We start from the raw sequence: 24,247 nt of genomic DNA on the forward strand, positions 1-24,247 counted from the left end.
AATTACAAGCGATTATCCATTTGTTTGACCATCTTTTCTTTCCATGCTCTGAAATCTCCAGCTAAGATATGCTTTCTTGCCTCTCTTACCAACCACATATAAAAACCGAGATTATGAATGGTGGCAATTTGTTTACCCAATAATTCATTAACAGTAAACAGGTGTCGTAAATAGGCTTTGCTGTATTCAGTATCAACAAACGTTATTCCCATCTCATCTATGGGCGAGAAATCGTCGGCCCATTTTAAATTCTTAATGTTAATGGTGCCATGTGCTGTAAACAGCATGCCGTTTCTAGCATTTCTCGTTGGCATCACACAATCGAACATATCCACTCCTAAAGCGATGTTTTCAAGAATGTTTATCGGTGTTCCTACACCCATAAGATATCGCGGTTTGTCCCAAGGAAGAATGTCGCAAACCACATCGGTCATAGCATACATCTCCTCAGCAGGTTCTCCAACTGAGAGTCCGCCAATGGCATTTCCTTGTGCACCAGCATTGGCAATATATTCAGCCGATTGTTGTCTTAAATCTTTATACGTACTTCCTTGTACAATTGGAAAAAAGACTTGCTCATAATCATATTTGAAAGGTGTCTTATCTAAGTGTGTCAAACAGCGTTCCAACCAACGATGTGTCATGTGCATAGAACGTTTGGCATAATTATAATCACAAGGATAAGGTGTGCATTCATCAAATGCCATAATGATGTCTGCACCAATACTGCGCTGGATATCCATTACATTTTCAGGTGTAAAGACATGGTAACTACCGTCAATATGTGATTTAAATTTGACACCTTCCTCTTTGATTTTTCTATTGGCAGATAATGAGTACACTTGATAACCTCCAGAATCCGTAAGAATATTGCGATCCCAATTCATAAATTTGTGCAAGCCACCTGCTTTTTCTAGTATAGGCGTTTGAGGTCTGAGGTATAAATGATAGGTGTTACCTAGAATAATATCAGGATTAATATCATTTTTAAGTTCTCGCTGATGTACGCCTTTTACCGAGGCTACAGTTCCTACAGGCATAAATATAGGTGTCTCAATAGGGCCATGATCTGTTGTTATCACACCAGCTCTTGCCTTACTTTGAGTATCGTTTGCTTTTAATTCAAAATTCATAAAAAAAGGTCATCAGTGGGCAAAGATAATTATATCACTTTATTAAGGTCTTAAACATTTAATAAATTTATCCTACGGAAAACTTAAAACCACGGTCTGATAATTTGAATATGAATTAAATTGTTAGCAACTGATTAAAATCGTTAATAAGTGATTCGTTTCAATTTTTGATTAGGCTTATGAAACCACTATTTTTGACCCTGAATTTACTCACTTTAATCATATGCCTAACACTCAACAATTACAAGATTTAACAACACAAGTTCGTAGAGATATTCTACGTATGGTACATAAAGTTAACTCGGGACATCCTGGTGGTTCCTTGGGATGCGCAGAATTTTTTGTAGCACTTTATCAAGAGCTACTTGATAGAAAGGATACTTTTGATATGGACGGTATCGGAGAAGATTTATTTTTCCTCTCTAACGGCCATATTTCTCCAGTATTTTATAGCGTACTTGCCAGATCCGGATATTTTCCAGTGGAAGAATTAAATACATTCCGATTAATCAACTCTCGCTTACAAGGGCACCCAACAACTCATGAAGGTTTACCTGGTGTGCGCATTGCTTCTGGTTCTTTAGGTCAAGGTATGAGTGTTGCTTTGGGTGCAGCTCAAAGTAAAAAACTCAATAAAGACCAGCACTTAATTTATAGTTTACATGGTGATGGTGAGCTACAGGAAGGGCAAAATTGGGAAGCGATTATGTACGCTTCTGCAAATAATGTAGACAATATTATTGCAACCGTCGATCTTAACGGACAACAAATTGATGGTGCCACAGATGACGTTCTTCCTATGGGTAGTTTAAAAGCGAAGTTTGAAGCTTTTGGATGGACTGTGGTGTCCATCGAAAAAGGCAATGATATTGAAGCTATCCTAGACGGTATGACAACTGCCAAATCTCTTACGGGTAAAGGAAAACCTGTATGTGTCCTTTTGAAAACGGTTATGGGTAATGGTGTAGACTTTATGATGCATACACATGCCTGGCACGGTAAGGCTCCTAATGATGAACAATTGGCGGAAGGATTATCTCAAAACCCAGAAACCTTAGGCGACTATTAATATGAAAAATCTTGTTACTTTAAGTATCCTATTACTTTGCGTTGCTGGATTCTCTCAGGAACAATCTATTTCCATAGATTACACGGTAGATTATCTCATTCCTAATCGACGACAGCAAGCAATGGATACGGTTTCTGTTGGCTATCAAAAAGACGGAAAATATATTTGGACCAATAGTAATGCGTTAGCTCAAGATCTCGGTAAAAGTATTTTTCGAAGAAATCCTGAATTATTAGAAAATGCAGATTTGGCGATTATTTATGACACGGAAAATGCCTTGCTCATGATGTGTTTCCTTTCAGGAGAAAATGAAATATTTTTCAAATTTGAAATCTCCAACTTTTTACCTCCTATACCACAAGATGGAGATATGGATTCTTATGAGCTCATTTCAGAAAACACAGGAGAGGTCATAGAAGTTCTCGATTATAAATCTACAGTTTATGACATCTTTCCATCGAACAAAGAAACAGACATTATGACTGTTGCTTTTAATAATGACTTGAAAGTAAAAAATAAACAACTCTTCAAAAAAATCTTTCAGATGATACTGTCATCGCAAATGGGTAGCGAAGTAGTAGATGTGGATATCCCTGAAGGTCTCATCATGAAAGTCACCAACAAAGGGAAAACGATGTTAGAAGCCTATCATGTGGAGACATCGACTAAAACAATAAATATTAATTACAGTTTCAAAATCACAGAATGAAAACATATACTAACACAGGAAATAAAGATACGCGCTCTGGTTTTGGAGCTGGATTAACAGAACTAGGACAAACCAATGATAACGTCGTTGCGCTTTGTGCCGATTTAATTGGATCTCTTAAAATGGACGATTTTAAAGCGAATCATCCAGATCGCTTTTTTCAAGTGGGAATTGCCGAAGCCAATATGATTGGATTAGCAGCAGGATTGACTATTGGAGGAAAGATTCCATTCACGGGAACGTTTGCCAATTTTTCTACGGGTCGTGTGTATGATCAAATAAGACAAAGTGTTGCGTATTCTGGTAAAAACGTAAAAATTTGTGCGTCGCATGCAGGACTCACTTTGGGAGAAGATGGTGCCACACACCAAATCCTAGAAGACATTGGTTTAATGAAAATGTTACCAGGAATGACGGTTATTAATACCTGTGATTATAACCAGACAAAAGCTGCAACTTTAGCCATTGCTGATTATGACGGACCTGTGTACTTACGTTTTGGCAGACCAAAAGTTCCTAATTTTACACCGGAAGATCAGACTTTTGAAATAGGAAAAGCTGTTCAATTTACTGAAGGTAACGACGTCACTATCGTTGCTACAGGCCATTTAGTTTGGGAAGCACTTGAAGCCTCTAAAGTTCTAAACGAAAAAGGCATTTCAGCAGAGGTTATAGATATCCATACCATTAAGCCACTCGATGATAAAGCTATTTTAGAATCTGTCGCGAAAACTGGTTGTATTGTGACAGCTGAAGAACACAATTACTTGGGTGGTCTTGGTGAAAGTGTGGCTCGTTTATTATCACAACATCAGCCAACACCTCAAGAATTTGTGGCCACTCAGGATACATTTGGTGAATCTGGTACGCCTGCGCAACTTATGGAAAAATATGGTTTAAATGCTGAAGCCATTGTAAAAGCCACTGAACGCGTCTTAAAGCGAAAATAATAGACGCTTAATTTTCTCATCTTTCATGCTTCCCTTTTTCAGTCAATTTTTTACTGGATTGAGCACTTGTTGCGGGAAATAATTTTCGTTTGGCAACGTTTTTGATACTATAACATTTAAATCGAAAAACGAAAATTATGAGAAAATTAATTATTAGCACATTATTATTGACCTTAGTTTGCCTGACCGCAAGTGCCCAAGACGGTAGTTCTTTCGGTATTAAAGGTGGTTTAAACTACAATGCCAATGGTGATTATTTTGAATCTATTGGTGACAACGCGCAAAATCCAGATCGTAACATAGGTTACCATCTTGGTGTCTTCGGAAAAATAGGAAACGATCTTTATTTTAGACCAGAATTAGTGTATACAAGCACGAAAAGTGACTATGACAGTGACGACTTCAGCATGAAAAAAATTGATGCGCCTTTACTCGTTGGTGTGAAAGTCATTGGCCCTGTGAGTGTTTTCGGTGGACCATCACTTCAGTATATTTTAGATACAGAATTTGATGGCATTAATATCGACAATGTTGAAGATGATTTTTCTGTGGGATTGAACTTCGGAATAGGTTTGAACCTCAATAAAATAGGTATCGACTTACGTTACGAACGTGGATTTAGCGATAACGAAGCGACCTTCATTGGAAACAATCTTGGTGAAGGCGTGGTGAGTAGAATAGACACTAGACCTGATCAGTTAATTTTGAGTTTATCTATTGCCCTATAATCTCACAATTATAAAATAAAAAAAGACGCTCAAGAGCGTCTTTTTTTATTTGTATGAGTATCACTAATTAGCTTTCTTCATTTGATTCTGTAGCATTTTCATCTAGATAATTCGGAATACCATCACCATTGCTATCATCATTTGTAGGATCACCATCATTATTTAAATCTTCGTTGATAGTTGGAACGCCATCACCATCATCATCTTGATCAAAAAAGTTTGGTAAATCATCTTCATCGGTATCATCATCATTAACATTCATATTGCTATTGAGATCCTCCAAATGTGAATAGATACCATCTAAATCATGATCGTTTGGTTGCGCCCTGTATAATTCAAACTTAAAAATTAAATTGGAGTATACTGAAATACCAAAAGGAGGCGATGCATAATATGCTAGTCCCGAAGGTAAGAACATCATCCCAAGTCCGTAATCACTGTATTGTACCGTACCATCTGGATTAATTTGAAAGGATGCTGCGGTGTTAAATTTGGGTAAAACCTGACGCCATCCTTCAATTAACGATAATAGATCAAAGGCATTATCTGGATTGATGGCACTATCAAATACCTCTTCATCCATCGTATTACCAGAGTAGATCACTTCAACTAAATCCGTAAAATTCGGACTGTAATCGCTACCACCTTGATTAATATTTAAAATATAATATTCATATTCCACCTCTTGAAAAGTAGTCGTATAGGTTGTAACCGCATCGATTAAAAGCGTGTTTTCATCAGGGTTCGGCAATTCTAAATAATTTCCGTTCGCGTCTTGTGGCAATTCAGAAATAATAATGTCACCCATGGAGTAATCTGTTCCCGAATCACTGAAGTCCCCTGAATTATAATAATGCGTTTCAAGATATCCAATCAAAGAATCACGATCAACCAATTGCTGTTCCGTTCGATCTCTTTCAGGAACAGGTACAAATTCTGGCTCATCAGGCTTACAGGCAAGAGCTGTAATCACTAAAAGACCAAATATAATGAGTCTGTTTTTTAAATTCATAGTGTGTAAATTTTCTAGCATTCAAAAGTAACTTTTGAATCGTTCAATATTGCTTATTTTTACTGCGCAAGATACAATAATATAATATTTTTGTGCAATACTATTAACGTCAATTTCACAGTTTTCATATGCGAGTCGATAAATACCTTTGGTGTATCAGATATTGTAAAACAAGAAGCATTGCAACGACAGCTTGTAAAAAAGGCCACGTAAAAGTAAATGGTCAAATTGTTAAGCCAAGTCGAGAGGTTTATCCCTTAGATAAGATTGAGTTTCGTAAGGATCAAGTTAATTATCTTATAACAGTGAATGATCTACCTGAAAGTCGTGTGGGTGCAAAATTGGTGGACTTATACAGAACAGACACAACTCCAAAAGAAGCTTTTGAAGCCAAAGAATTACTGAAATATTCAAAGGATTATTATCGAAAAAAAGGAACCGGACGCCCTACCAAAAAAGACCGAAGAGATATTGATGATTTTTACGAAACACCTGAGGAAGATATCTAGTCAAACGTATCCATTTTAATAAAACTCTTTTTTATCTTTGAACAAACCCGTAACAGCATGAGCGTTTCCAAAAACTTAATACTCAATCACCAAGAAATCCAACATAAAATAAGGCGAATTGCCTATCAAATTTATGAAAGTAATGTTTATGAGGAAGATCTCATCTTGGCTGGCATTGAATCTAATGGATACGTGCTTGCAAAAAAGCTAAAACAGAATCTAGAAAAGATTTCTGATTTAAAACCTGTGCTCTGTAAAGTAGTTATCGACAAAAAGAATCCGTTAAGTCCTATTACGACCTCGTTGAAAAAAGAAGCATATACGAACAAATCTATCGTATTAGTTGATGATGTCCTAAATTCTGGGAGCACGTTAATCTACGGTGTCAAACATTTTTTAGATGTCCCATTAAAGCAATTTAAGACCGCTGTTTTGGTGAATAGAAATCACAAAAAGTATCCTGTTAAAGCCGATTTTAAAGGAATTTCCTTATCCACTTCACTCAATGAACACGTAGAAATTGTCTTAACAGGAAAGGAACATCAAGCATTTTTAAAGTAGTTTTAAAACGATGTCTTCAGTGATTTCTTGCAGGTTTTTATGATCTGTAAGTACCGTTATATCCGACCTTTCGTAAAATGGCGCTCTTTCAAAAAGGTGCTTACCTATGAATTCATAGAGCTGCTCTTTCGTCTCTAAATGTGCAATCAAGGGTCGCTTAGCACGTTCATCAAATAATCGATCGGTCAAAGTTTTGATGGATGCTTTTAAATAAACGGTAGTCGCTTGATGGGATGCAAGGATACGATCCATAGTGTCTCCATAGCAAGGTGTACCACCTCCTAAAGACACGACCGTTCTATCCATTTTCAAAGTATCTTGCAAGTATGTCTGCTCTGCCTTTCTGAAATATATTTCACCTTTATGTTTAAACAATGACGATACTGTTGCGTGCTCTTTTGTTTCTATGTAGGTATCAAAATCCACATAATCATAATTCAAAACCTCTGAAATTATTTTACCGATTACCGATTTTCCAGACCCCATATATCCAACTAAAAATAGCGTCATTTTTTTCTTATAAATTGATTATTAAAAACATAAGATATGCAATCACAAAAAAACGAAAAATTATCTAAAAATTGGTTTGGAATATTAATTAATCGTTTTATATTTGCACCCTCGTTAGAGACACTTAATGACTTGGTAGCTCAGTTGGTAGAGCATCTCCCTTTTAAGGAGAGGGTCCTGGGTTCGAGCCCCAGCCAAGTCACACTAAAAATTGTTAAGCCATTCGCTTAACTTTTTTTTTATCTTTACTGAAATTAGGCGCACGTGGCGGAATTGGTAGACGCGCTGGCTTGAGGGGCCAGTATCCGTTTAGGATGTGGAAGTTCGAATCTTCTCGTGCGCACTTTTTTTACTTCAAGAACACTTCTACTCCTTGCCTTTAGTATTAAAAAAACCTTAAAATAGCGTTTCCATACAAAAAAAGTTTATTTTTGTTTAACCTTTCTAAGCTAAAAATGAACAATATTAAAAGTACCTTTAGTATTAAAGACCTTGAAAACTTAACCGGAATCAAGGCACATACAATCAGAATTTGGGAAAAAAGATACAGCTTACTCGAGCCTGAACGTACGGGTACAAACATTCGATGTTATAGTCTTCACAACCTTCAAAAGCTACTGAATATTAGTTACCTGAACAGCAACGGATATAAAATCTCCAAAATTGCTGCCATGAAAGAAGATATGATTAATCAATTGGTGAAAGAAGTAGCACAAAATGACGCTACCAATAATCACGCAATTGACACTTTTAAACTCTCGATGCTTAATTTTGATCAAAAATTATTCTACGACACCTACGCGAGTTTAATTACCGAAAAATCATTTACTGATATCTTTTATCAAGATTTCATTCCGCTGTTATCTGAGATTGGATTGCTTTGGCAAACAGACACGATTACGCCTGCACATGAGCATTTTTTAACCTCTTTAATTCGACATAAAATACTTATAAATATTGAAGACATTCAATCTAAAAATCAGATAAATACGAACGAGGTATTTGTACTATTCTTACCTGAGAATGAGGTTCATGAGTTAGGGCTAATGCTCATTCATTATGAATTGGTGGCTAAGGGACACCAAGTGATATTTTTGGGGCAAAGTGTTCCGTTAAGTAGCTTAAAAGATTTACTGAGCTACTATGATAACATCACCTTTGTCTCCTATTTTACAGTTAGACCCGTCAAGGACGAATTAATGTCATATCTAGAACGATTCTCAGAGCTTATTTTAGTCAACAAATCCATTAATTTTTGGGTATTGGGTAAAATGTTAGAAGAAATTAACTTAAATTCAATTCCTAAACAAATCTATCCCTTCAACTCTATTAAAGATTTAGTTAAAAAACTCTAAATTTTGAAAGTTCAAGTTATATTTGTTTAACTTTTTTTTAAATTTGTTAAACAATGAAAAAACACATCTCGATTATTGGTTCAGGCTTTTCTGCTCTTGCCGCTTCTTGCTATTTAGCACGTGATGGATTTGACGTAACCATTTTCGAAAAGAACAGGACGATTGGTGGTCGTGCAAGACAACTTAAAAAAGAGGGTTTTACATTTGATATTGGTCCGACATGGTATTGGATGCCAGATGTTTTTGAACGTTTCTTTGCAGATTTCAATAAAACACCTGACCATTATTACCAATTAGAAAAACTCAATCCCGCGTACAGCGTATATTTCGGCAAGGAAGATGCCATCACCATTGAAGATACTCTAGAGAAAATATGTGTCGCTTTTGAAAAGGAAGAAAAAGGAAGCTCAAAGAAGCTGTTAAAGTTTATTGCAAATGCTCAGGACAACTACGAAGTAGCCATCAAGGATTTAGTTTACAGACCTGGCGTCTCTCCTTTCGAATTGGTGACACCTGTGACCATGAAAAAACTAGGTCAGTTTTTTAGTACCATCAAAAAAGATGTGAGAAAGGAGTTTAAAAATGATAGACTCGCCATGATTCTGGAGTTTCCAGTTTTATTTTTGGGAGCGAAACCAGATAACACACCTTCTTTTTACAGTTTTATGAATTATGCCGATTTTGGTATTGGAACGTTTCACCCTAAAGGTGGTATGTATCAAGTTATTTTGGCTATGGAAGCACTTGCTAAAAGTCTAGGTGTCTCCATTAAAACTGACATGAACATTGATAATATCATCGTAGATAATGGAAAAGCTACAGCGATTACTGCAAACGGACAGACTTTTAAAAGTGATATTGTACTGAGTGGCGCAGATTATCATCATACCGAAACACTTTTAGATTCAAAATATGTGCAATACAGCGAACGGTATTGGAACTCAAAAACCTTTGCTCCATCATCACTGTTATTTTATGTAGGCTTTGATAAGAAATTAGAGCGCGTCAATCATCATACCTTATTTTTTGATGTCGACTTCAATGCGCACGCTAAAGACATATATGACGATCCTAAATGGCCCGATAATCCATTGTTTTACGCAAGTTTCCCTTCTATTACTGATGACAAAGTGGCGCCAAAAGGTCAAGAAGCAGGAATATTTCTTATTCCTTTAGCGCCTGGTTTAGAAGATACTGAGGAACTCAGATCCACCTATTTCAATAAAATTTTAACAAGATTTGAAAATTTGACTTCTCAAAGCGTCAAAAATAATATTATATTTAAGGAATCCTTTTGTGTTAAGGATTTCATCGAAGATTATAATTCGTATAAAGGAAATGCCTATGGAATGGCAAACACGTTGCTCCAAACTGCTTTTTTAAGACCTAATTTAAAGAGCAAGAAAGTTAGCAATCTCTATTTCACAGGCCAATTAACGGTTCCAGGACCAGGAGTTCCACCATCATTGATTTCAGGAAAATTGGTGGCAGAACTTATAAAAAAACATCACGCTAATTAATATGAAATCTATTTTTGACACCGTTTCTAGAAAATGTAGTAAGGCAGTTACCAAGTCTTACAGCACTTCCTTTTCCTTAGCCACAAAAATGTTGTCTGACAATATTCGTCAGGATATATACAATATTTACGGGTTTGTAAGATTTGCCGATGAAATTGTCGATAGTTTTCATGACTACGACAAGCCATTTTTATTCAATAAATTCTCTGATGATCTGGAATTGGCGCTAGAACATAAAATTAGTTTAAACCCAATTCTTAATTCTTTTCAGGAAACCTATTACAAATACAATATTGATAGGGCTTTGGTAGATGCCTTTATGGCCAGTATGCGCATGGATTTGCACAAGAAAAACTACCTCACAGAAGATGAGTATAAAGCCTATATCTATGGCTCGGCAGATGTGGTCGGACTCATGTGCCTCAAAGTTTTTGTAAAAGGCGATCAGGAAAAATATGATACCCTAAAAGATTCGGCTATGAGCCTAGGATCTGCATTTCAAAAGGTCAATTTTCTGCGAGATTTAAAAGCCGATTTTGAAGATTTAAGCCGTACCTATTTTCCAAATACCGATCTCAACCATTTGGACGAAGCTTCAAAACAGGCCATCATTTCGGATATCGAAAATGACTTTGCCAATGGCTTAGTCGGTATTAAAAAACTGCCAATTGAGGCAAAATTTGGTGTCTTTATGGCTTACAGGTACTATCATCAATTGCTGAAAAAACTAAAGAAAACACCTGCTTTGGAAATAAAATCGACGAGAATCCGAGTACCGAACTACAAAAAGTTCGAACTGCTCACGAGAAGCTATGTCAAATATCAATTAAATTTATTATAACCCTATGCATACTTTATATTGGATCCTTATTTTTTTAGGTGTGTTTTGCACCATGGAATTCATGGCGTGGTTTACGCACAAGTATATCATGCACGGGTTTTTATGGAGTCTGCACAAAGACCACCATCATAAAGATCATGATAGCTGGTTTGAACGCAACGACGCCTTTTTTATATTTTACGCCGTTGTGAGTATGGTGTGTTTTTATCTGTGGAGCTATGAAGACATCTGGTACGGATTACCCATTGGTTTAGGAATTATGGCCTATGGTGCCGCATATTTTCTAGTTCATGATATATTTATTCATCAGCGCTTTAAAATATTTAGAAATGCTAATAACTGGTATGCTAGAGGGGTAAGACGTGCACACAAAATTCACCACAAACATCTTGGAAAGGAAGATGGCGAGTGCTTCGGAATGCTTTTCGTACCATTCAAATACTTTAAGAAATAGCATTCAAACGCGGATATGTCTACAAGATCCCATTTCGATTATATCATCATAGGAAATGGCCTAGCGGGTTTACAACTAGCCCTAAAGTTAACATCTGATACCTACTTTGACAATAAACGCATCGCATTAATTGATCCTTCCGAAAAATCCGAAAATGATAAAACATGGAGTTTCTGGGAAACCGTTCCGTCTCCTTGGGAATCCATAGTCCATAAAACTTGGAATGAAGCCTCCATCCTTACCAATAAAAAGCGTATTGATCTCAATTTAAAACCCTATAAATACAAAACGATTCGTGCTATTGATTTCTATGAAATGGCCAAATCGCAATTAGCCAAAAAGACAAACGTTCAATTTTTAATTGAAAAGGTTATTTCAGTTTCGGAAGGTATCCCTTTAAAGGTAACAACTGAAAAGCACACCTATACAGCGACTCATGTATTTGATAGTCGTATTCCTGAAATCTTTCATACAGGAAAAACCAAGAGCATTACCCTTATTCAGCACTTTAAAGGTTGGGTCATTCAAACAAATTCTCCTGTTTTTGACGACAATAAAGTGGTGATGATGGATTTCCGACTAAAAGAAAATGACAAGACAAATTTTATGTATGTGCTACCATTTTCAACTACTGAAGCCTTAGTTGAATTCACTTATTTCACGGAACATCTTGTCGAGAAAAGCACCTATGAGTCCTATCTTAAACGCTATATTAGTGACTATTTAAACATAGACGACTATACCATAAAAGAAACTGAAAGTGGTCAAATACCGATGACGAATTTTAAGTTTGAAGTGTTCAATACGCCGCAAATCACAAAAATTGGAACCTCAGGTGGTTGGGTGAAGGGTTCCACAGGGTATTCTTTTAAGCATACTGAAAAGAAAGTGGCAACAATCATCGAAAATTTAAAACAGCATCGCATACCTTCCTCTGGTTTTTTCCAAAGAAAATATAAGTTTTACGACAAGGTGTTTTTAAAAGTTTTAAAGGACAACAACCACAAAGGTGAATGGCTGTTTGAACGATTTTACGGTAAAAACTCCGTCGACACAATGTTTCGGTTTTTAGACGAGGAATCGAGCTTAACAGAAGAATTGAAAATTATGAACTCATTATGGTCATGGACGTTTATCAAGGCCTTCTTTAAAACGCTGTAATCAAATTATCGATTGTTTCAATTACCGCGTCACTCGACCAATTTGCTACGCCTGATTTATCGATGACAATAGCGCCATTTTTATCCAACACGAAAGTTCTAGGAATGGACGATACGTTAAATGCTTCAGGATATGTACTCACCGGTTGATAGACGGGAAATGTGTAGTTTTTTGAAACTAGAAACTTTTGTAATACCTCAACGTCTTCATTTGACACAAACATAAAAACCACCTCATCATTGAATTCATAGCGTTGATAAAGTGCTTCCATACTTGACATCTCTGCAATGCACGGTGGACACCAAGTCGCCCAAAAGTTTAGAACGACTACTTTTCCTTTTACAGACTGAAAGTCGAAGGTCTCCCCTTCTATCGTTTGCAATTTCCAATGATAATCTGATAGAACTACTTGTTTGGAGGTATCGATGAGCTTAGGTTTAATGATTAAAGCCATCCCTTTATTAAGGACAACCTGAATAGGTTTCCTTGTCTGTGGGATAATCAAAAGAACCAACAGAATGATAAAAATCGCATTGGTAATTTTAGCTGCCTTTGTTTTTGCCATATATTCATAAAATAAGAACCGCATTACCTATGTCGGTAACGCGGCTCTAATCTAACAACAAAACTCTAAATATTTGTTAGTATCATTAATTTCTTGTGACCATTCCTGTTGGCAAAGAAGCCAAGTTTTGCCCAAAATTATGAGTGGCAGGTGCTGTTTCATCACCTGCTATTCCTACTAAAGGTTTTATAGCAAATGGTGCTGGTGAATTATCAGGAACTGGTTCTACTGAAATCACGACCATACGTCCTCTAATATCTAACGGAAAGGTCTCTCCTGCAGGTGCATTCATAAAGAAATCCTCTCCAGGCACTGGAGGTCCTGACTGAGCTGTCCCACTAAAAGGTGCAGCATTATCTGCTGAATCAAATGCTGAAAAAGTCCCTGTCGTTAATGGCCCTGTATCTCCTACAACCCATCCTTCGTAAGTCCAACCTTCAGGCAAACTAGGAAGTACAAAGTTTGGAGTTGGTGGCATTCCTGGTGTTCCAAACCAGACGCCGTTTTCATCATTCATGTTGTTCATTCCCATTTCGTCTGTTGGTGTTCTCAGGAAAAACTGACCTGATGCCGCATTGAAATTACCAATAAGTTCCGTGTTCACTGCTGCTTGATTTCCGGAGAAATCACCTCTTAAGAGTTTTGTGTCTGCAGGCGCAGGATCTGGATCAATGGCTGGTTCAATAGATAAAACGAAGGCCGTAGCACTATTTAATTGTGCTGCGTTTACCGAAAACGTTTGTGGAAAGGTGACACTGCTAAAGGTTCCTGTAGAGACAGGAGCGCCATTTACAATAATCCATCCTTCATAGACATAATCATTTCCTAAAGCTTCCAAACCACTTAAGTTTAGTGTCAAATCAGCGTTTGTAGGACCACTACTATCGTCGTCACTACTACAAGACATGGCAAGCGTACTGAATGCCAAGACTGCTAAATACATTTTTTTAATCATCACTTTATAATTTTAAATTTATACTTCAAAATTATAGATAGACCTAGTGATAAAATGTTAGCTAGCTAACACTAAGCAAAAAAATATATAAAAAATAGACGTATTACGCTGAAGGTTTTAAAATTCGGATTTCCTTTCTGTTGAAGTCGATATAATTTTCTTCTTTTAATTCATTAAGTAGAATATTCAAGGTAGGTCTTGAGGTCCCGATTAAGGATGCAATATCTTTTTGGGTATAGGGATGCTTGATAATATGGCCTCCCGTCTTAGGACAGTCATAACCATAGTCTGTACACAATTCATCTAAAAACTCCAACAATCGTGTTTTTGTATCCTTAAACAATAACAACTGTAATCGACGTTCTAACTTTTTAAATTTAAAACCGATAAACTTGTAGACTTTAAAACTGAACGTTTGATTGTCACGCATTAAATCGTGCATTGTTGAAACACCAATAGGACAGATAGAAGTTTGATTATCGATAGACTGAGCAAATTCGTCACGCTTGTTTTGACCTAAAATGGCTTTTTCACCAAACAATTCTCCTTTAGAAAGTATCGCTTTTACGATTTCTGTGCCATCTTCAGTGTAATACCCAATTTTCACTTTACCTTTCTCTATAAGGTATATTTTATTGGCAGCATCCTCTTCAAAATAGATGTAATCTTTTTTCTTGTAGGCATCAAATTCGTGTGTGCTTTTATAGGCCTTAAATTTATGAGGACAAAGCACCTTAAAAAGATTGACATCGTCAAAGAACCACAATGATTTCATTTTAGATGTTTTATTGTTAGATACCTATTCGTCGTGGTTCCTTCTGGAGACTTACAGATTCAGCAAAAAAAAAGCCCTTGACAACTCAAGGGCTTTTGTAAAACGCTTATGACTAAGCGGCATTTTCCTTTTTAATCAAATTCAGTGCAGAACCTTCTTTATACCAATTAATTTGTGCTTGGTTATAAGTATGATTCACTTTTATAGTGTCTTTGCTGCCATCAGCATGAACGACTTCGATATGAAGTGGTTTGTCTGGTGCAAATTCATTTAAATCCAAAAAGTTGAAGGTATCATTTTCTTGAATCAAATCGTAATCATTTTCATTATCGAAAGTCAACCCAAGCATTCCTTGCTTTTTAAGGTTGGTCTCATGGATTCTTGCAAAAGACTTTACAATAACAGCCGCAACACCTAAATGACGAGGTTGCATAGCGGCATGCTCTCTAGAAGATCCTTCACCGTAATTATGGTCACCAACAACTACAGAGCTAATACCTGCTGCTTTATAAGCTCTAGCGGTATCAGGAACTCCACCGTACTCACCGGTTAATTGGTTCTTCACGAAGTTTGTTTTTTTGTTAAAAGCATTCACAGCGCCAATAAGGGTGTTATTCGCAATATTGTCTAAATGTCCACGGAAACGTAACCAAGGTCCAGCCATACTGATATGATCTGTGGTACATTTTCCAAATGCTTTAATTAACAATTTCGCTCCAGTAATGCTATCGCCTAATGGCTGGAATGGTGTTAATAATTGTAAACGTTCAGAATCATCAGCGACCTTCACCTCTACATCACTACCATCTTCCTTTGGTGCCAAATAGCCATTATCATCTACTGCAAATCCTTTAGGAGGCAATTCCCATCCTGTAGGTTCATCCAACATCACTTCTTCCCCATTTTCATTGATCAATTTGTCGGTCATAGGATTAAAATCTAAACGACCAGCAATGGCAATCGCCGCTGTTATTTCTGGAGAAGCTACAAAGGCATGCGTGTTAGGGTTACCATCGGCACGCTTAGCAAAGTTTCTATTAAAAGAGTGTACAATACTATTCTTTGGTGCATTCTTTGGATCTTCATAACGTGCCCATTGTCCAATACAAGGACCACAAGCATTTGTAAAGATTTTCGCATCTAATTTCTCAAAAATCTCTAAAATACCGTCACGTTCTGTTGTATATCTTACCATTTCCGAACCTGGATTAATTCCAAATTCAGCTTTCGTTTTTAAGTTTTTATCTAAGGCTTGTTGCGCCACTGAAGATGCTCTTGAGAGGTCTTCGTAAGAGGAATTGGTACAAGATCCAATCAATCCCCATTCAACTTTAAGTGGCCAATCGTTAGCTTTAGCTTTATCAGTCATTGATGAACCAACTGCCGTTGATAAATCTGGCGTAAATGGACCGTTTAATAATGGATTTAACTCTGATAAGTCGATATCAATTACTTGATCAAAATATTGTTCCGGGTTGGCGTATACTTCAGGATCTGCTGTGAGGTATGACTTAATTTGATTGGCTGCTTCCGCGACATCTTCTCTGTCGGTAGCTTTAAGGTAGCGCTCCATAGATTCGTCGTAACCAAAGGTTGACGTTGTGGCGCCTATTTCAGCTCCCATATTACAGATCGTTCCTTTTCCTGTACAAGACATGGCCTTAGCTCCAGGACCAAAGTATTCCACTATGGCACCTGTACCACCTTTTACGGTTAAAATATCTGCCACTTTTAAGATCACATCTTTAGGAGCTGTCCATCCGGATAACTTTCCTGTTAGTCTTACACCTATTAACTTCGGAAATTTCAACTCCCAAGCCATACCAGCCATGACATCAACAGCGTCTGCACCTCCAACTCCTATGGCAACCATTCCTAATCCACCAGCATTAACCGTATGTGAATCGGTTCCGATCATCATGCCGCCTGGGAAGGCATAGTTCTCAAGCACTACTTGGTGAATGATTCCTGCTCCTGGCTTCCAAAACCCTATACCATATTTATTTGATACCGACTCTAAAAAATTAAACACCTCATTACTCGTATTGATGGCATGTTGAAGATCTGTGGTAGCTCCTACTTTCGCCTGAATCAAGTGATCGCAATGCACTGTTGTAGGAACAGCAACCTTATCTTTTCCAGCTTGCATAAACTGCAACAAAGCCATTTGAGCTGTCGCATCTTGACATGCTACTCTATCTGGTGCAAAATCTACATAATCCTTACCTCTCACAAACGCTTTTGTTGGGTTTCCATCCCAAAGGTGTGAGTATAATATTTTTTCTGAAAGTGTTAATGGTTTACCAACAATATCTCTCGCAGCATCAACGCGCTCGGACATGTTTGCATAAACCTTTTTTATCATGTCTATATCAAAAGCCATAAATTGTATTTAAGGGTTAACTATCGTTTAAAAGTCTTGCAAAATTACAAATTTTAAAGCAGATTTTAAAATATGTAACAAAATGCTAAAAACATTGAATATAAATCAATAAAACACATAAAACATGTGTTTAAAATAAAATATTCATAAATAAAATACAGTAAAATTATTAATTTAACAAATAAACACTATTTAAAATGATTCTTAATTTTAGAAGCATCCCTTAGGTTGGTCATTGGTTTTTCAAAAAATTGATACAATCCATAGGACGCTATAATTGTTAAGCCTACATATCCCAAAAGATAAAGTATGATTTGAAGGGAAGATAATCCTTCAGTAGGCATGATATGTTTCATCAATTGTAATATGACAGAATAATGCAATAAATACATAGAATAGGATATCAAACTAATCAATGTAATTGGATACATGATGACTTTAGGTGCCGATTGAATTTGTGACAAATAAGGCAACACTAAGGCGATAGCCAAACTATTTATTGGCAAATACATAACGTTCCAGAAAAACGGATAATCTTCAATAAATAATTGGAGTGCTGGCACACCAATATTTAAAGCGAGAAACATAACACCTCCGAGTATTAATGACAGATACTTCACTTTGCTCCAAAATTTTTGATAGGTCATCGCAACATAGGACGCTAAAACACCATAATAAATAGCGTCTATTCTATAGATTGTGACTGCTTTCAAATTGACATTCCAAAACATCATATTGGTGTTTGGATGATGCGCGTTGTACAATATCTTTGTAATTGTAAACAATATAATTATGAAACAGGTGATTATCAAAAAGAGTTTGCTGCGTTTGATCTTCCAATTAAAAATGAGTACAATGTACAATAATAACGGTCCTATGATATAAGCGAATTCCTCAATGGGCAAGCTCCAAGACTCACCAAAAAACAAGGGCATTTCCCAAGCTAGATTCTGAATAAAAACGCCATATTTCCAAATACTATCAGGTAAAGCAATTCCTAAAATAATGGCAAGTACGATATTAAAAAGGAGTATCAGATAATAATTTGGTAGGGTTCGAAACCAACGTCTTATCCAAAAATAAAGCACGGAATTAAAACTAAAGTCGGTAGTTGTAAATTGTTTAAAAATGAGGCGTCCTATAAGAAATCCGCTCAGCACAAAAAATATCTCCACACCTAAAAGTCCAGCAACACTAAGAAGTTCAGAAAATATGGTTTTAGTGGGTGGAAAAATCCATATAGCATGAGAAGCCACGACTAATAGAATAGCAACAGCTCTCATAATATCTAAACCAAAAATGCGTTTTTCGTAATTTATACCCATAGTTAATAGTGGGAAATTGGTCTTTACCTTATTTTTTTTATACTTAGGGTTTCATTACATTTGAGTAGACTCATAATAGGATGCGACGAAAACTTAAATTTATACTATTTTTTTTGGTTTTGATTCTAGCTGGTGGATTTATTTATTTCAACACCCTAAAAACCCGTCATCAGGAACTTATCAAATCTAAAGTTTATTATGCACTCAACCTTGTCGATTCTGAATGGAAGAAAGACTTGAGCAATGATCGGGTGGTATTCACTACACCTACTTTTGTCATTTCTAACATTTACAAATCCATGGAAGGTCCGAAGTCTGATCAATTCATTGTTATTGATGATTCTAAAGAAGAACTCCTATGGCTTACTTCTTTTAAAACGAATGCTGTATCTGCCGATGAGTCACGTAAAATGTCTAATGATTTTGTTTGCCACACGAATTTTGAATATCGCGACGCCGAGCATTACAATCGGTGGAATATGTCAGAGCGCATTAATTCGCAATATCCTAGAATAACATCGATTAGCAATGGTGTTGAAGATTTTAAGTTACCTGAAGGCTTTGGGTTTCCAGTGTTTTCAAATGAACGATTATTTATCAATGCGCAAGCACTCAACCATAACATTACGGATTCCTCGTTTCACATCAAGCATAAAATTGAAATCGGCTATACGAAACATCGTGATAAAGCATTGACGCCTTTACAGCCCAAAACAGTTTTTATGATGTTTCCTTTTGATCCAGAAAATCCCTACCAAGGTCCAACAGAGCAACTACCAAATGCTTGTATTCCTGTAGAGACTAAAAATCATACCTATATAGACACCAAGGGCAATCCCTTATCTGGACATTGGATTATTAAACCAGGGAAACATCAATACAGTTACGACACGTCTGCGCAATTAAACATAAAAGACAGTATTAGATTGCACCAAATCACCTCACACCTTCATCCTTTTGCTGAACGTTTTCAATTGAAAGATAAAACCACTAATGACATCATTTATGATTGTAAAAGTGAGAATTTTTCAAATAAAATTGGCCTAAAACAAACACCGTCATTTTCAAGTCAAAAAGGGGTTTGGATGTACGAAGATCACACCTATGAAATGCTTTTAGAAATAGATAACACGACGGATACCGATCAAGAAATGATGGCTAGTATGGCTATTTTTTATTACGATCCTGATATGGAACTAAAGATTCGTGAAAGTCAACTTTAAACTTCTTCATAACATATGTACCTGTATAGCGCTCAGTATATTTACGAGTTGCGCTAACAAGTCTGCTGAACTTCCTATATTAAGTTACAATTACAAGGACGGAAAGAAAGTAATTTATAAAATTGATGATTTTGAGTTCATCAATCAAAACGGTCATCTTATTACTGCCGATTCTACCAAGGGCATCGTTCATACGATGAATTTCTTTTTCACCACCTGCCCTTCTATATGTCCGCCAATGCGCCTTATTCAATCTGATTTGGCAGACACGTTTTCAGACGAAAAACACTTTAAGCAATATGGCATTACCATGGACTTAAAACGCGACACGTTGCAACAATTGAAATACTATGCTGCTACACATGATATACATTCGAAGCATTGGCAATTACTAAGAGCACATTCCGAAGCGCAGTTACAAGCTATGGCAAATGCCTTAAAAACCAATTTTAAACCAAATGAGGACGATTCAGATTTCTATCATTCTAGTTATGTAGCGCTCATAGACAAACAACAACATATCAGAGGATTTTATAATTTACTGGTACCACAAGAAGTGACCTTATTGAAATCGGATATTCAAACACTCTTAAAAAGATAAAACGACCATCGAATGACAGTCGTTTTAAAATTCGTTGTGTTGTTAACAGTTCCTATTGAAACACGGTATAATTTAAATTGGTAAACGTTCCAGTATAGGTCACGTAAGTTTCTTCTTGGCTATTAAAATTTCTCAATAACAAATCAAATGTTCCAGACACGGTTTGATTGGACGGGTTGTTAGCTGTAATGGTGATACCACCGATGTCATCATTATCATTTAATTCTGAAACAAATACCTCTTGTCCCAATAAAAAGGTCACAAGGGCTTCATCGCAATACGTCGATCCTTCGATAGTTTCACATTGGGTATTGGGACCTATATCAATGTTCGTATCATAGGTTTTCTCAACAACCCCATTGGCAGGAGGATTCTGAAAATCCCAATTCGATATAGACAAGATAAAGGTGCCTCCATCGATATCACAACGCAAATCCATACGTCTTCCTTCAACAGTACCATCCGATAAAATAATCAGTGTATGATTGAAGTTTTCCCCTTCAAAGGTCACGCCATCCTTAATAACAGTAAAAGACTCGGCTCCGCCAGATGATCCGCCATTTCCATCATCGCTACTACACGAGAACATCGTAAGCACTAAAAGTGCTATGGCTAAAAATTTAATTTTCATAAAAAAGTGTTACATGGTTAAGCGTCTAAAGTACGAATAGTTTTTAGAACTTAGAACAAACTCTTTATGATCTGCTCATCACTCACACCTTCGGCTTCTGCTTTGTAGTTTTTAATAATTCTATGTCTTAGAATTCCTGATGCAACGGCTTGAATATTCTCTATATCTGGAGAGAATTTACCATGAATAGCTGCATGTGTTTTTGCTGCCAACACCAAGTTTTGTGAGGCTCTTGGACCTGCTCCCCAATCTACAAATTCTGAAACCAAATCGGATGCAGAACTGGCATTAGGACGCGTTTTACTTACCATACTTACCGCGTACTCAATCACATTATCTGCCACAGGAATACGGCGAATAACATTCTGAAAATCGATAATTTCTTGAGCGGTAAAAAGGGCATTAACAGTTGCTTGCACATCTGTTGTTGTTGCTTTTACCACCTGAACCTCTTCCTTAAAGGATGGATATTCTAAATTAATCGCAAACATAAAACGGTCTAATTGCGCTTCTGGCAAAGGATAGGTTCCTTCTTGCTCAATAGGGTTTTGGGTAGCTAACACGAAGTAAGGCAAATTTAATTTGTAGTGATGTCCTGATACCGTTACGGCACGTTCTTGCATCGCTTCTAATAAAGCTGCCTGCGTTTTTGGCGGTGTACGGTTGATCTCATCTGCCAAAATGATATTAGCAAAAATAGGTCCCTTGATAAATTTGAATTGTCTATTTTCATCCAAGATTTCACTTCCTAATATATCACTAGGCATTAAATCTGGCGTAAATTGAATACGTTTAAAATCGAGTCCGAGTGCTTGTGCAATAGTATTCACCATTAAGGTCTTCGCCAAACCAGGGACACCAATAAGTAATGAATGGCCTCCAGAGAAAATAGAAATCAGAATTTGATTTACGACCTCATCTTGACCAACAATAACTTTGGCAATTTCGGTTTTTAGGGTATGATATTTTTTTACAAACTGTTCTATTGCAGCAACGTCAGACATACTATTCTTTTTCTGTTTTTAACCAGTTACTATTAAATTCACAACCCTTATAATCGTCATTAATTTTAACGTAAGTGTCGTAAATTTTTTCTTCTTGCCATTTTTCAATCACTTTATATTGCTTGTCTTGAAGCGCAAGGTTTTTGATCTTTAAATAATCACGAGCAAAATCGGCTTCATGTTCATCTATACGATCTGTAACGGTTAATATTTTAAATTTAATTGGGTTAACACGGTCTTGTTCTTCTAGAACCAAACTAATTTCTCCATCCTTTAAATCTTGTATTTGTCCGTAAAGTTCTGGATCCATTTTAGTTAACTCCATACTTGATTCTTGTGTGTAAGGATTGATTAATTGACCGCCTTCATACTTAGTTTCTTCCTCATCACTAAACTCGCGAGCTGCATCTGCAAAGGTCATATCGCCTGCTAAGATTTGCTCTCTTACTTTCGTTATTTTTTCTCTTGCAGCTTTTATAGCTTCTTCCGTAACATCTGGTCTTAAAAGAATATGACGTACATCATACTCTTGTCCTCTAATTTTTTCTAAAAGAATGATATGATATCCGAAATCTGTTTCAAACGGTTCTGAAATCTCCCCTTCCTGAAGCGAAAATGCCACATCGCGAAACTCTTTAACCATCTGCGGACGCTTTCTGTTTAAGGTATACATACCACCTTTAGAACGCGATCCTGTATCATCCGAGTAAAAGACTGCTTTGGTCGTAAAACTCGCGCCATTTTCTATGACATCTGCTTTGTATTCTTTTAATCTATCGATGACTTCTTGCTTCGATTCTTCGCTAATTTCCGGAATGACTACAATTTGCGCTACTTTCAGTTCGGTTCCGAATATAGGACGTTCATCTTTAGGAATACTATTGAAATAATCCCGAACTTCCTCTGGAGTCACCTCAACGTCTTCTATAATTTTACGTTGCATGTCTGAAGCCAATTTCACATTCTTATTGATTTCAAACATTTCATCTCTTAAACTCTGCTCACTGTCTTTGTTATAATACTCTAACAATTCTGCCATGGAACCACCTTTTTGTTCCAAAAAGGCATCAATTTGCTGTTCGATATTGGAACGTATTTCCAATTCATTTACGGTAATACTATCCTGAATAGCATGATGTGCATATAGCTTATCTTCCAATAATTTTCCAAATAACTTACATCTGGTGATGTCCTTAATAGAGACACCTCTCGCTTGCAGTTGAATGTATTCTTTATCGATATCAGAATCTAAGATCACAAAGTCTCCTACCACAGCAGCCACACCATCCACTTTTTTTCTAGCAGACATATTGGTGGAGTCCATTTCTTTTTTCGTGGTATCCACAACATCTTGGATGATTTCCTGTGCTCCTGAATAAGTCATGCCAAAAAGTCCTAGAAGAACTGTAGCGACAACGGATTTAGTTATAGATTTCAAATTGTTTGTTTTTAATTGCATCTTTGGTAATATCTTTTTCAAGCTGCTTTATCAGCTCCAATTTTCTTTTGTTAATTACAATTTGTTGTATCGTAGGTTTTACGTACTCTAAAGGCGCCAAATCGTTTTGCGACAAGACGTCTTTAATTTGCATCAAATATAGGTCTAATGAATCTTTGAGCTGTACAAAATTAGATTTTTTTAACAGTTCTTTTTTGTTTTCAGAATTCAAAACGGAGATCCGTTCAGTAATTTGAGAAGCCTTCACCCAAATAGAATCATTCAGGGAGTAGCTTTTGAATTGCACCGAAATGGAATCTAAATACACTTTATCTTCAGCATCAAATCGTCTAAAGCGCTCTTTAATTTCCGCTTCATTAATGGCATTCTGAGGAATGGTGATGTAACGAAACTTTACTAATTCTTCATTCAACTTAAAGGTTTCCTGATTGGCTTCATAAACCTCTAAAGCTTCTGCTTGATTGATCGATGTATCTATGCTTTTCTTGACAAGTGCCTCCAAATAAGCTTTGGTATACAGATCATTTTTATACTGACTTACAAGTTTGTTAAAATCGGCTTGCTTTTCTTCTGGCAAATTTCGTTCTGCACCAGCTAGCAATAATTGTTGTGTGGCCCAACGTTGAATAAAGCTACTCACAATTTGCGTACTATCATCGGCTGGTGTACCTTCTTGAACCAGTTCTTCAATATCTTCTTGATACAGATAATTCTCTCCTACGCGAGCTACTGGAACGCGATCGTCTGTTTGTTTAAAGAAATCACAAGACACCAAGGTAAGTAAGACGATTATGTAGAGGGATAGTCGTTTCAA

General features: G+C 36.5%; 25 protein-coding genes and 2 tRNA genes. 15 read left to right on the forward strand and 12 right to left on the reverse strand.

Translation table 11 applies throughout. From position 1 onward, the window contains the following. Nucleotides 1–2: 2 nt before the first annotated feature. Nucleotides 3–1,133, reverse strand: a complete 1,131-nt coding sequence (gene tgt, locus ACU8DI_RS14435; protein ID WP_447113499.1) for a tRNA guanosine(34) transglycosylase Tgt — start codon at nt 1,131–1,133, stop codon at nt 3–5. Nucleotides 1,134–1,356: 223 nt separating this feature from the next. Here tgt and ACU8DI_RS14440 point away from each other — a divergent pair, with 223 nt between their 5' ends. The 4 genes from ACU8DI_RS14440 (at nt 1,357) to ACU8DI_RS14455 (ending at nt 4,589) form a co-directional block, all read left to right on the forward strand. Next, nucleotides 1,357–2,202 carry a transketolase gene (locus ACU8DI_RS14440; RefSeq protein ID WP_447113500.1) on the forward strand — a complete coding sequence of 282 codons (846 nt, stop codon included), beginning with the start codon at nt 1,357–1,359 and terminating at the stop codon, nt 2,200–2,202. Between the two features lies 1 nt (nt 2,203). Next, nucleotides 2,204–2,911 carry a hypothetical protein gene (locus ACU8DI_RS14445; RefSeq protein WP_447113501.1) on the forward strand — a complete coding sequence of 236 codons (708 nt, stop codon included), beginning with the start codon at nt 2,204–2,206 and terminating at the stop codon, nt 2,909–2,911. Continuing rightward, nucleotides 2,908–3,861, forward strand: coding sequence for a transketolase family protein (locus ACU8DI_RS14450; protein ID WP_447113502.1), 954 nt, complete (start codon nt 2,908–2,910; stop codon nt 3,859–3,861). The genes ACU8DI_RS14445 and ACU8DI_RS14450 overlap by 4 nt, the downstream gene beginning before the upstream one ends. Before the next feature lie 137 nt (nt 3,862–3,998). After that, nucleotides 3,999–4,589, forward strand: a complete 591-nt coding sequence (locus ACU8DI_RS14455) for an outer membrane beta-barrel protein (protein WP_447113503.1) — start codon at nt 3,999–4,001, stop codon at nt 4,587–4,589. 67 nt (nt 4,590–4,656) lie between these two features. Here ACU8DI_RS14455 and ACU8DI_RS14460 read toward each other — a convergent pair whose 3' ends face one another. Beyond that, nucleotides 4,657–5,601, reverse strand: a complete 945-nt coding sequence (locus tag ACU8DI_RS14460) for an FKBP-type peptidyl-prolyl cis-trans isomerase (protein WP_447113504.1) — start codon at nt 5,599–5,601, stop codon at nt 4,657–4,659. A 128-nt stretch (nt 5,602–5,729) separates the two neighbouring features. Between ACU8DI_RS14460 and ACU8DI_RS14465 the strand changes: the two genes are divergently transcribed. Further along, on the forward strand, nt 5,730–6,110 hold the full coding sequence (locus tag ACU8DI_RS14465; protein WP_447113505.1) for an RNA-binding S4 domain-containing protein: 381 nt from the start codon (nt 5,730–5,732) through the stop codon (nt 6,108–6,110). A 57-nt stretch (nt 6,111–6,167) separates the two neighbouring features. Beyond that, nucleotides 6,168–6,671, forward strand: coding sequence for a phosphoribosyltransferase family protein (locus ACU8DI_RS14470; protein ID WP_447113506.1), 504 nt, complete (start codon nt 6,168–6,170; stop codon nt 6,669–6,671). Here the strand turns inward: ACU8DI_RS14470 and ACU8DI_RS14475 are convergent. Then, nucleotides 6,663–7,181 (reverse strand): shikimate kinase, encoded by a 519-nt coding sequence (locus ACU8DI_RS14475; RefSeq protein ID WP_447113507.1) that lies wholly within the window; start codon nt 7,179–7,181, stop codon nt 6,663–6,665. The two genes, ACU8DI_RS14470 and ACU8DI_RS14475, sit on opposite strands and share 9 nt — an antisense overlap. Before the next feature lie 129 nt (nt 7,182–7,310). Between ACU8DI_RS14475 and ACU8DI_RS14480 the strand changes: the two genes are divergently transcribed. The 7 genes from ACU8DI_RS14480 (at nt 7,311) to ACU8DI_RS14510 (ending at nt 12,512) form a co-directional block, all read left to right on the forward strand. Further along, a tRNA-Lys gene (locus tag ACU8DI_RS14480) sits at nt 7,311–7,383 on the forward strand. 56 nt (nt 7,384–7,439) lie between these two features. Continuing rightward, nucleotides 7,440–7,524: transfer RNA gene (locus tag ACU8DI_RS14485), tRNA-Leu, on the forward strand. 112 nt (nt 7,525–7,636) lie between these two features. Then, nucleotides 7,637–8,536 carry a MerR family transcriptional regulator gene (locus ACU8DI_RS14490; protein ID WP_447113508.1) on the forward strand — a complete coding sequence of 300 codons (900 nt, stop codon included), beginning with the start codon at nt 7,637–7,639 and terminating at the stop codon, nt 8,534–8,536. A gap of 53 nt (nt 8,537–8,589) precedes the next feature. After that, the gene (locus ACU8DI_RS14495; protein ID WP_447113509.1) at nt 8,590–10,056 is read left to right on the forward strand and encodes a phytoene desaturase family protein; all 1,467 of its coding nucleotides are present in this window, start codon (nt 8,590–8,592) and stop codon (nt 10,054–10,056) included. 1 nt (nt 10,057) lies between these two features. Then, a complete protein-coding gene (locus ACU8DI_RS14500) occupies nt 10,058–10,897 on the forward strand; it encodes a phytoene/squalene synthase family protein (protein WP_447113510.1) in 840 nt (279 codons plus the stop codon). Nucleotides 10,898–10,901: 4 nt separating this feature from the next. Then, nucleotides 10,902–11,351, forward strand: a complete 450-nt coding sequence (locus ACU8DI_RS14505; protein ID WP_447113511.1) for a beta-carotene hydroxylase — start codon at nt 10,902–10,904, stop codon at nt 11,349–11,351. A 15-nt stretch (nt 11,352–11,366) separates the two neighbouring features. Further along, complete coding sequence (locus ACU8DI_RS14510) at nt 11,367–12,512, forward strand: lycopene cyclase family protein (RefSeq protein ID WP_447113512.1); 1,146 nt, start codon at nt 11,367–11,369, stop codon at nt 12,510–12,512. On the opposite strand, the gene ACU8DI_RS14515 is transcribed toward ACU8DI_RS14510, so the two are convergent. The 5 genes from ACU8DI_RS14515 to ACU8DI_RS14535 all read right to left on the reverse strand — a co-directional run bounded on the left by ACU8DI_RS14515 (nt 12,499) and on the right by ACU8DI_RS14535 (nt 18,515). Then, nucleotides 12,499–13,077 (reverse strand): TlpA family protein disulfide reductase, encoded by a 579-nt coding sequence (locus tag ACU8DI_RS14515; RefSeq protein ID WP_447113513.1) that lies wholly within the window; start codon nt 13,075–13,077, stop codon nt 12,499–12,501. The genes ACU8DI_RS14510 and ACU8DI_RS14515 overlap by 14 nt on opposite strands. Before the next feature lie 85 nt (nt 13,078–13,162). Continuing rightward, a complete protein-coding gene (locus ACU8DI_RS14520) occupies nt 13,163–14,032 on the reverse strand; it encodes an anti-sigma factor (protein ID WP_447113514.1) in 870 nt (289 codons plus the stop codon). 103 nt (nt 14,033–14,135) lie between these two features. Next, on the reverse strand, nt 14,136–14,807 hold the full coding sequence (locus ACU8DI_RS14525; RefSeq protein WP_447113515.1) for a Crp/Fnr family transcriptional regulator: 672 nt from the start codon (nt 14,805–14,807) through the stop codon (nt 14,136–14,138). Between the two features lie 112 nt (nt 14,808–14,919). Continuing rightward, nucleotides 14,920–17,190: an aconitate hydratase gene (locus ACU8DI_RS14530; protein ID WP_447113516.1), complete on the reverse strand. Its 2,271-nt coding sequence runs from the start codon at nt 17,188–17,190 to the stop codon at nt 14,920–14,922. A gap of 188 nt (nt 17,191–17,378) precedes the next feature. Next, complete coding sequence (locus tag ACU8DI_RS14535) at nt 17,379–18,515, reverse strand: acyltransferase family protein (protein ID WP_447113517.1); 1,137 nt, start codon at nt 18,513–18,515, stop codon at nt 17,379–17,381. An 80-nt stretch (nt 18,516–18,595) separates the two neighbouring features. On the opposite strand from ACU8DI_RS14535, the gene ACU8DI_RS14540 reads away from it, so the two are divergent. Beyond that, complete coding sequence (locus ACU8DI_RS14540; protein WP_447113518.1) at nt 18,596–19,738, forward strand: hypothetical protein; 1,143 nt, start codon at nt 18,596–18,598, stop codon at nt 19,736–19,738. Beyond that, nucleotides 19,722–20,339, forward strand: a complete 618-nt coding sequence (locus ACU8DI_RS14545; protein ID WP_447113519.1) for an SCO family protein — start codon at nt 19,722–19,724, stop codon at nt 20,337–20,339. Before ACU8DI_RS14540 ends, ACU8DI_RS14545 begins: the two co-directional genes overlap by 17 nt. Nucleotides 20,340–20,391: 52 nt before the next feature. On the opposite strand, the gene ACU8DI_RS14550 is transcribed toward ACU8DI_RS14545, so the two are convergent. From ACU8DI_RS14550 to ACU8DI_RS14565, 4 genes are read right to left on the reverse strand one after another with little or no spacing between them, the layout of a single operon-like run. Then, complete coding sequence (locus tag ACU8DI_RS14550; protein WP_447113520.1) at nt 20,392–20,970, reverse strand: hypothetical protein; 579 nt, start codon at nt 20,968–20,970, stop codon at nt 20,392–20,394. A gap of 50 nt (nt 20,971–21,020) precedes the next feature. After that, entirely contained in the window at nt 21,021–21,974 is a 954-nt protein-coding gene (locus ACU8DI_RS14555) for an AAA family ATPase (RefSeq protein ID WP_447113521.1), read from the reverse strand. Between the two features lies 1 nt (nt 21,975). Next, nucleotides 21,976–23,412 (reverse strand): peptidylprolyl isomerase, encoded by a 1,437-nt coding sequence (locus ACU8DI_RS14560; protein ID WP_447113522.1) that lies wholly within the window; start codon nt 23,410–23,412, stop codon nt 21,976–21,978. Next, nucleotides 23,396–24,247, reverse strand: a complete 852-nt coding sequence (locus ACU8DI_RS14565) for a peptidyl-prolyl cis-trans isomerase (protein ID WP_447113523.1) — start codon at nt 24,245–24,247, stop codon at nt 23,396–23,398. The genes ACU8DI_RS14560 and ACU8DI_RS14565 overlap by 17 nt, the downstream gene beginning before the upstream one ends.

It is taken from the genome of Psychroserpens sp. BH13MA-6, from assembly GCF_052983595.1.

Coding starts and splice junctions, on each gene's coding strand:
- tgt (WP_447113499.1), bottom strand. CDS start 1,133: ATGAATTTTGAATTAAAAGCAAACGATACTCAAAGTAAGGCAAGAGCT.
- ACU8DI_RS14440 (WP_447113500.1), top strand. CDS start 1,357: ATGCCTAACACTCAACAATTACAAGATTTAACAACACAAGTTCGTAGA.
- ACU8DI_RS14445 (WP_447113501.1), top strand. CDS start 2,204: ATGAAAAATCTTGTTACTTTAAGTATCCTATTACTTTGCGTTGCTGGA.
- ACU8DI_RS14450 (WP_447113502.1), top strand. CDS start 2,908: ATGAAAACATATACTAACACAGGAAATAAAGATACGCGCTCTGGTTTT.
- ACU8DI_RS14455 (WP_447113503.1), top strand. CDS start 3,999: ATGAGAAAATTAATTATTAGCACATTATTATTGACCTTAGTTTGCCTG.
- ACU8DI_RS14460 (WP_447113504.1), bottom strand. CDS start 5,601: ATGAATTTAAAAAACAGACTCATTATATTTGGTCTTTTAGTGATTACA.
- ACU8DI_RS14465 (WP_447113505.1), top strand. CDS start 5,730: ATGCGAGTCGATAAATACCTTTGGTGTATCAGATATTGTAAAACAAGA.
- ACU8DI_RS14470 (WP_447113506.1), top strand. CDS start 6,168: ATGAGCGTTTCCAAAAACTTAATACTCAATCACCAAGAAATCCAACAT.
- ACU8DI_RS14475 (WP_447113507.1), bottom strand. CDS start 7,181: ATGACGCTATTTTTAGTTGGATATATGGGGTCTGGAAAATCGGTAATC.
- ACU8DI_RS14490 (WP_447113508.1), top strand. CDS start 7,637: ATGAACAATATTAAAAGTACCTTTAGTATTAAAGACCTTGAAAACTTA.
- ACU8DI_RS14495 (WP_447113509.1), top strand. CDS start 8,590: ATGAAAAAACACATCTCGATTATTGGTTCAGGCTTTTCTGCTCTTGCC.
- ACU8DI_RS14500 (WP_447113510.1), top strand. CDS start 10,058: ATGAAATCTATTTTTGACACCGTTTCTAGAAAATGTAGTAAGGCAGTT.
- ACU8DI_RS14505 (WP_447113511.1), top strand. CDS start 10,902: ATGCATACTTTATATTGGATCCTTATTTTTTTAGGTGTGTTTTGCACC.
- ACU8DI_RS14510 (WP_447113512.1), top strand. CDS start 11,367: ATGTCTACAAGATCCCATTTCGATTATATCATCATAGGAAATGGCCTA.
- ACU8DI_RS14515 (WP_447113513.1), bottom strand. CDS start 13,077: ATGGCAAAAACAAAGGCAGCTAAAATTACCAATGCGATTTTTATCATT.
- ACU8DI_RS14520 (WP_447113514.1), bottom strand. CDS start 14,032: ATGATTAAAAAAATGTATTTAGCAGTCTTGGCATTCAGTACGCTTGCC.
- ACU8DI_RS14525 (WP_447113515.1), bottom strand. CDS start 14,807: ATGAAATCATTGTGGTTCTTTGACGATGTCAATCTTTTTAAGGTGCTT.
- ACU8DI_RS14530 (WP_447113516.1), bottom strand. CDS start 17,190: ATGGCTTTTGATATAGACATGATAAAAAAGGTTTATGCAAACATGTCC.
- ACU8DI_RS14535 (WP_447113517.1), bottom strand. CDS start 18,515: ATGGGTATAAATTACGAAAAACGCATTTTTGGTTTAGATATTATGAGA.
- ACU8DI_RS14540 (WP_447113518.1), top strand. CDS start 18,596: ATGCGACGAAAACTTAAATTTATACTATTTTTTTTGGTTTTGATTCTA.
- ACU8DI_RS14550 (WP_447113520.1), bottom strand. CDS start 20,970: ATGAAAATTAAATTTTTAGCCATAGCACTTTTAGTGCTTACGATGTTC.
- ACU8DI_RS14555 (WP_447113521.1), bottom strand. CDS start 21,974: ATGTCTGACGTTGCTGCAATAGAACAGTTTGTAAAAAAATATCATACC.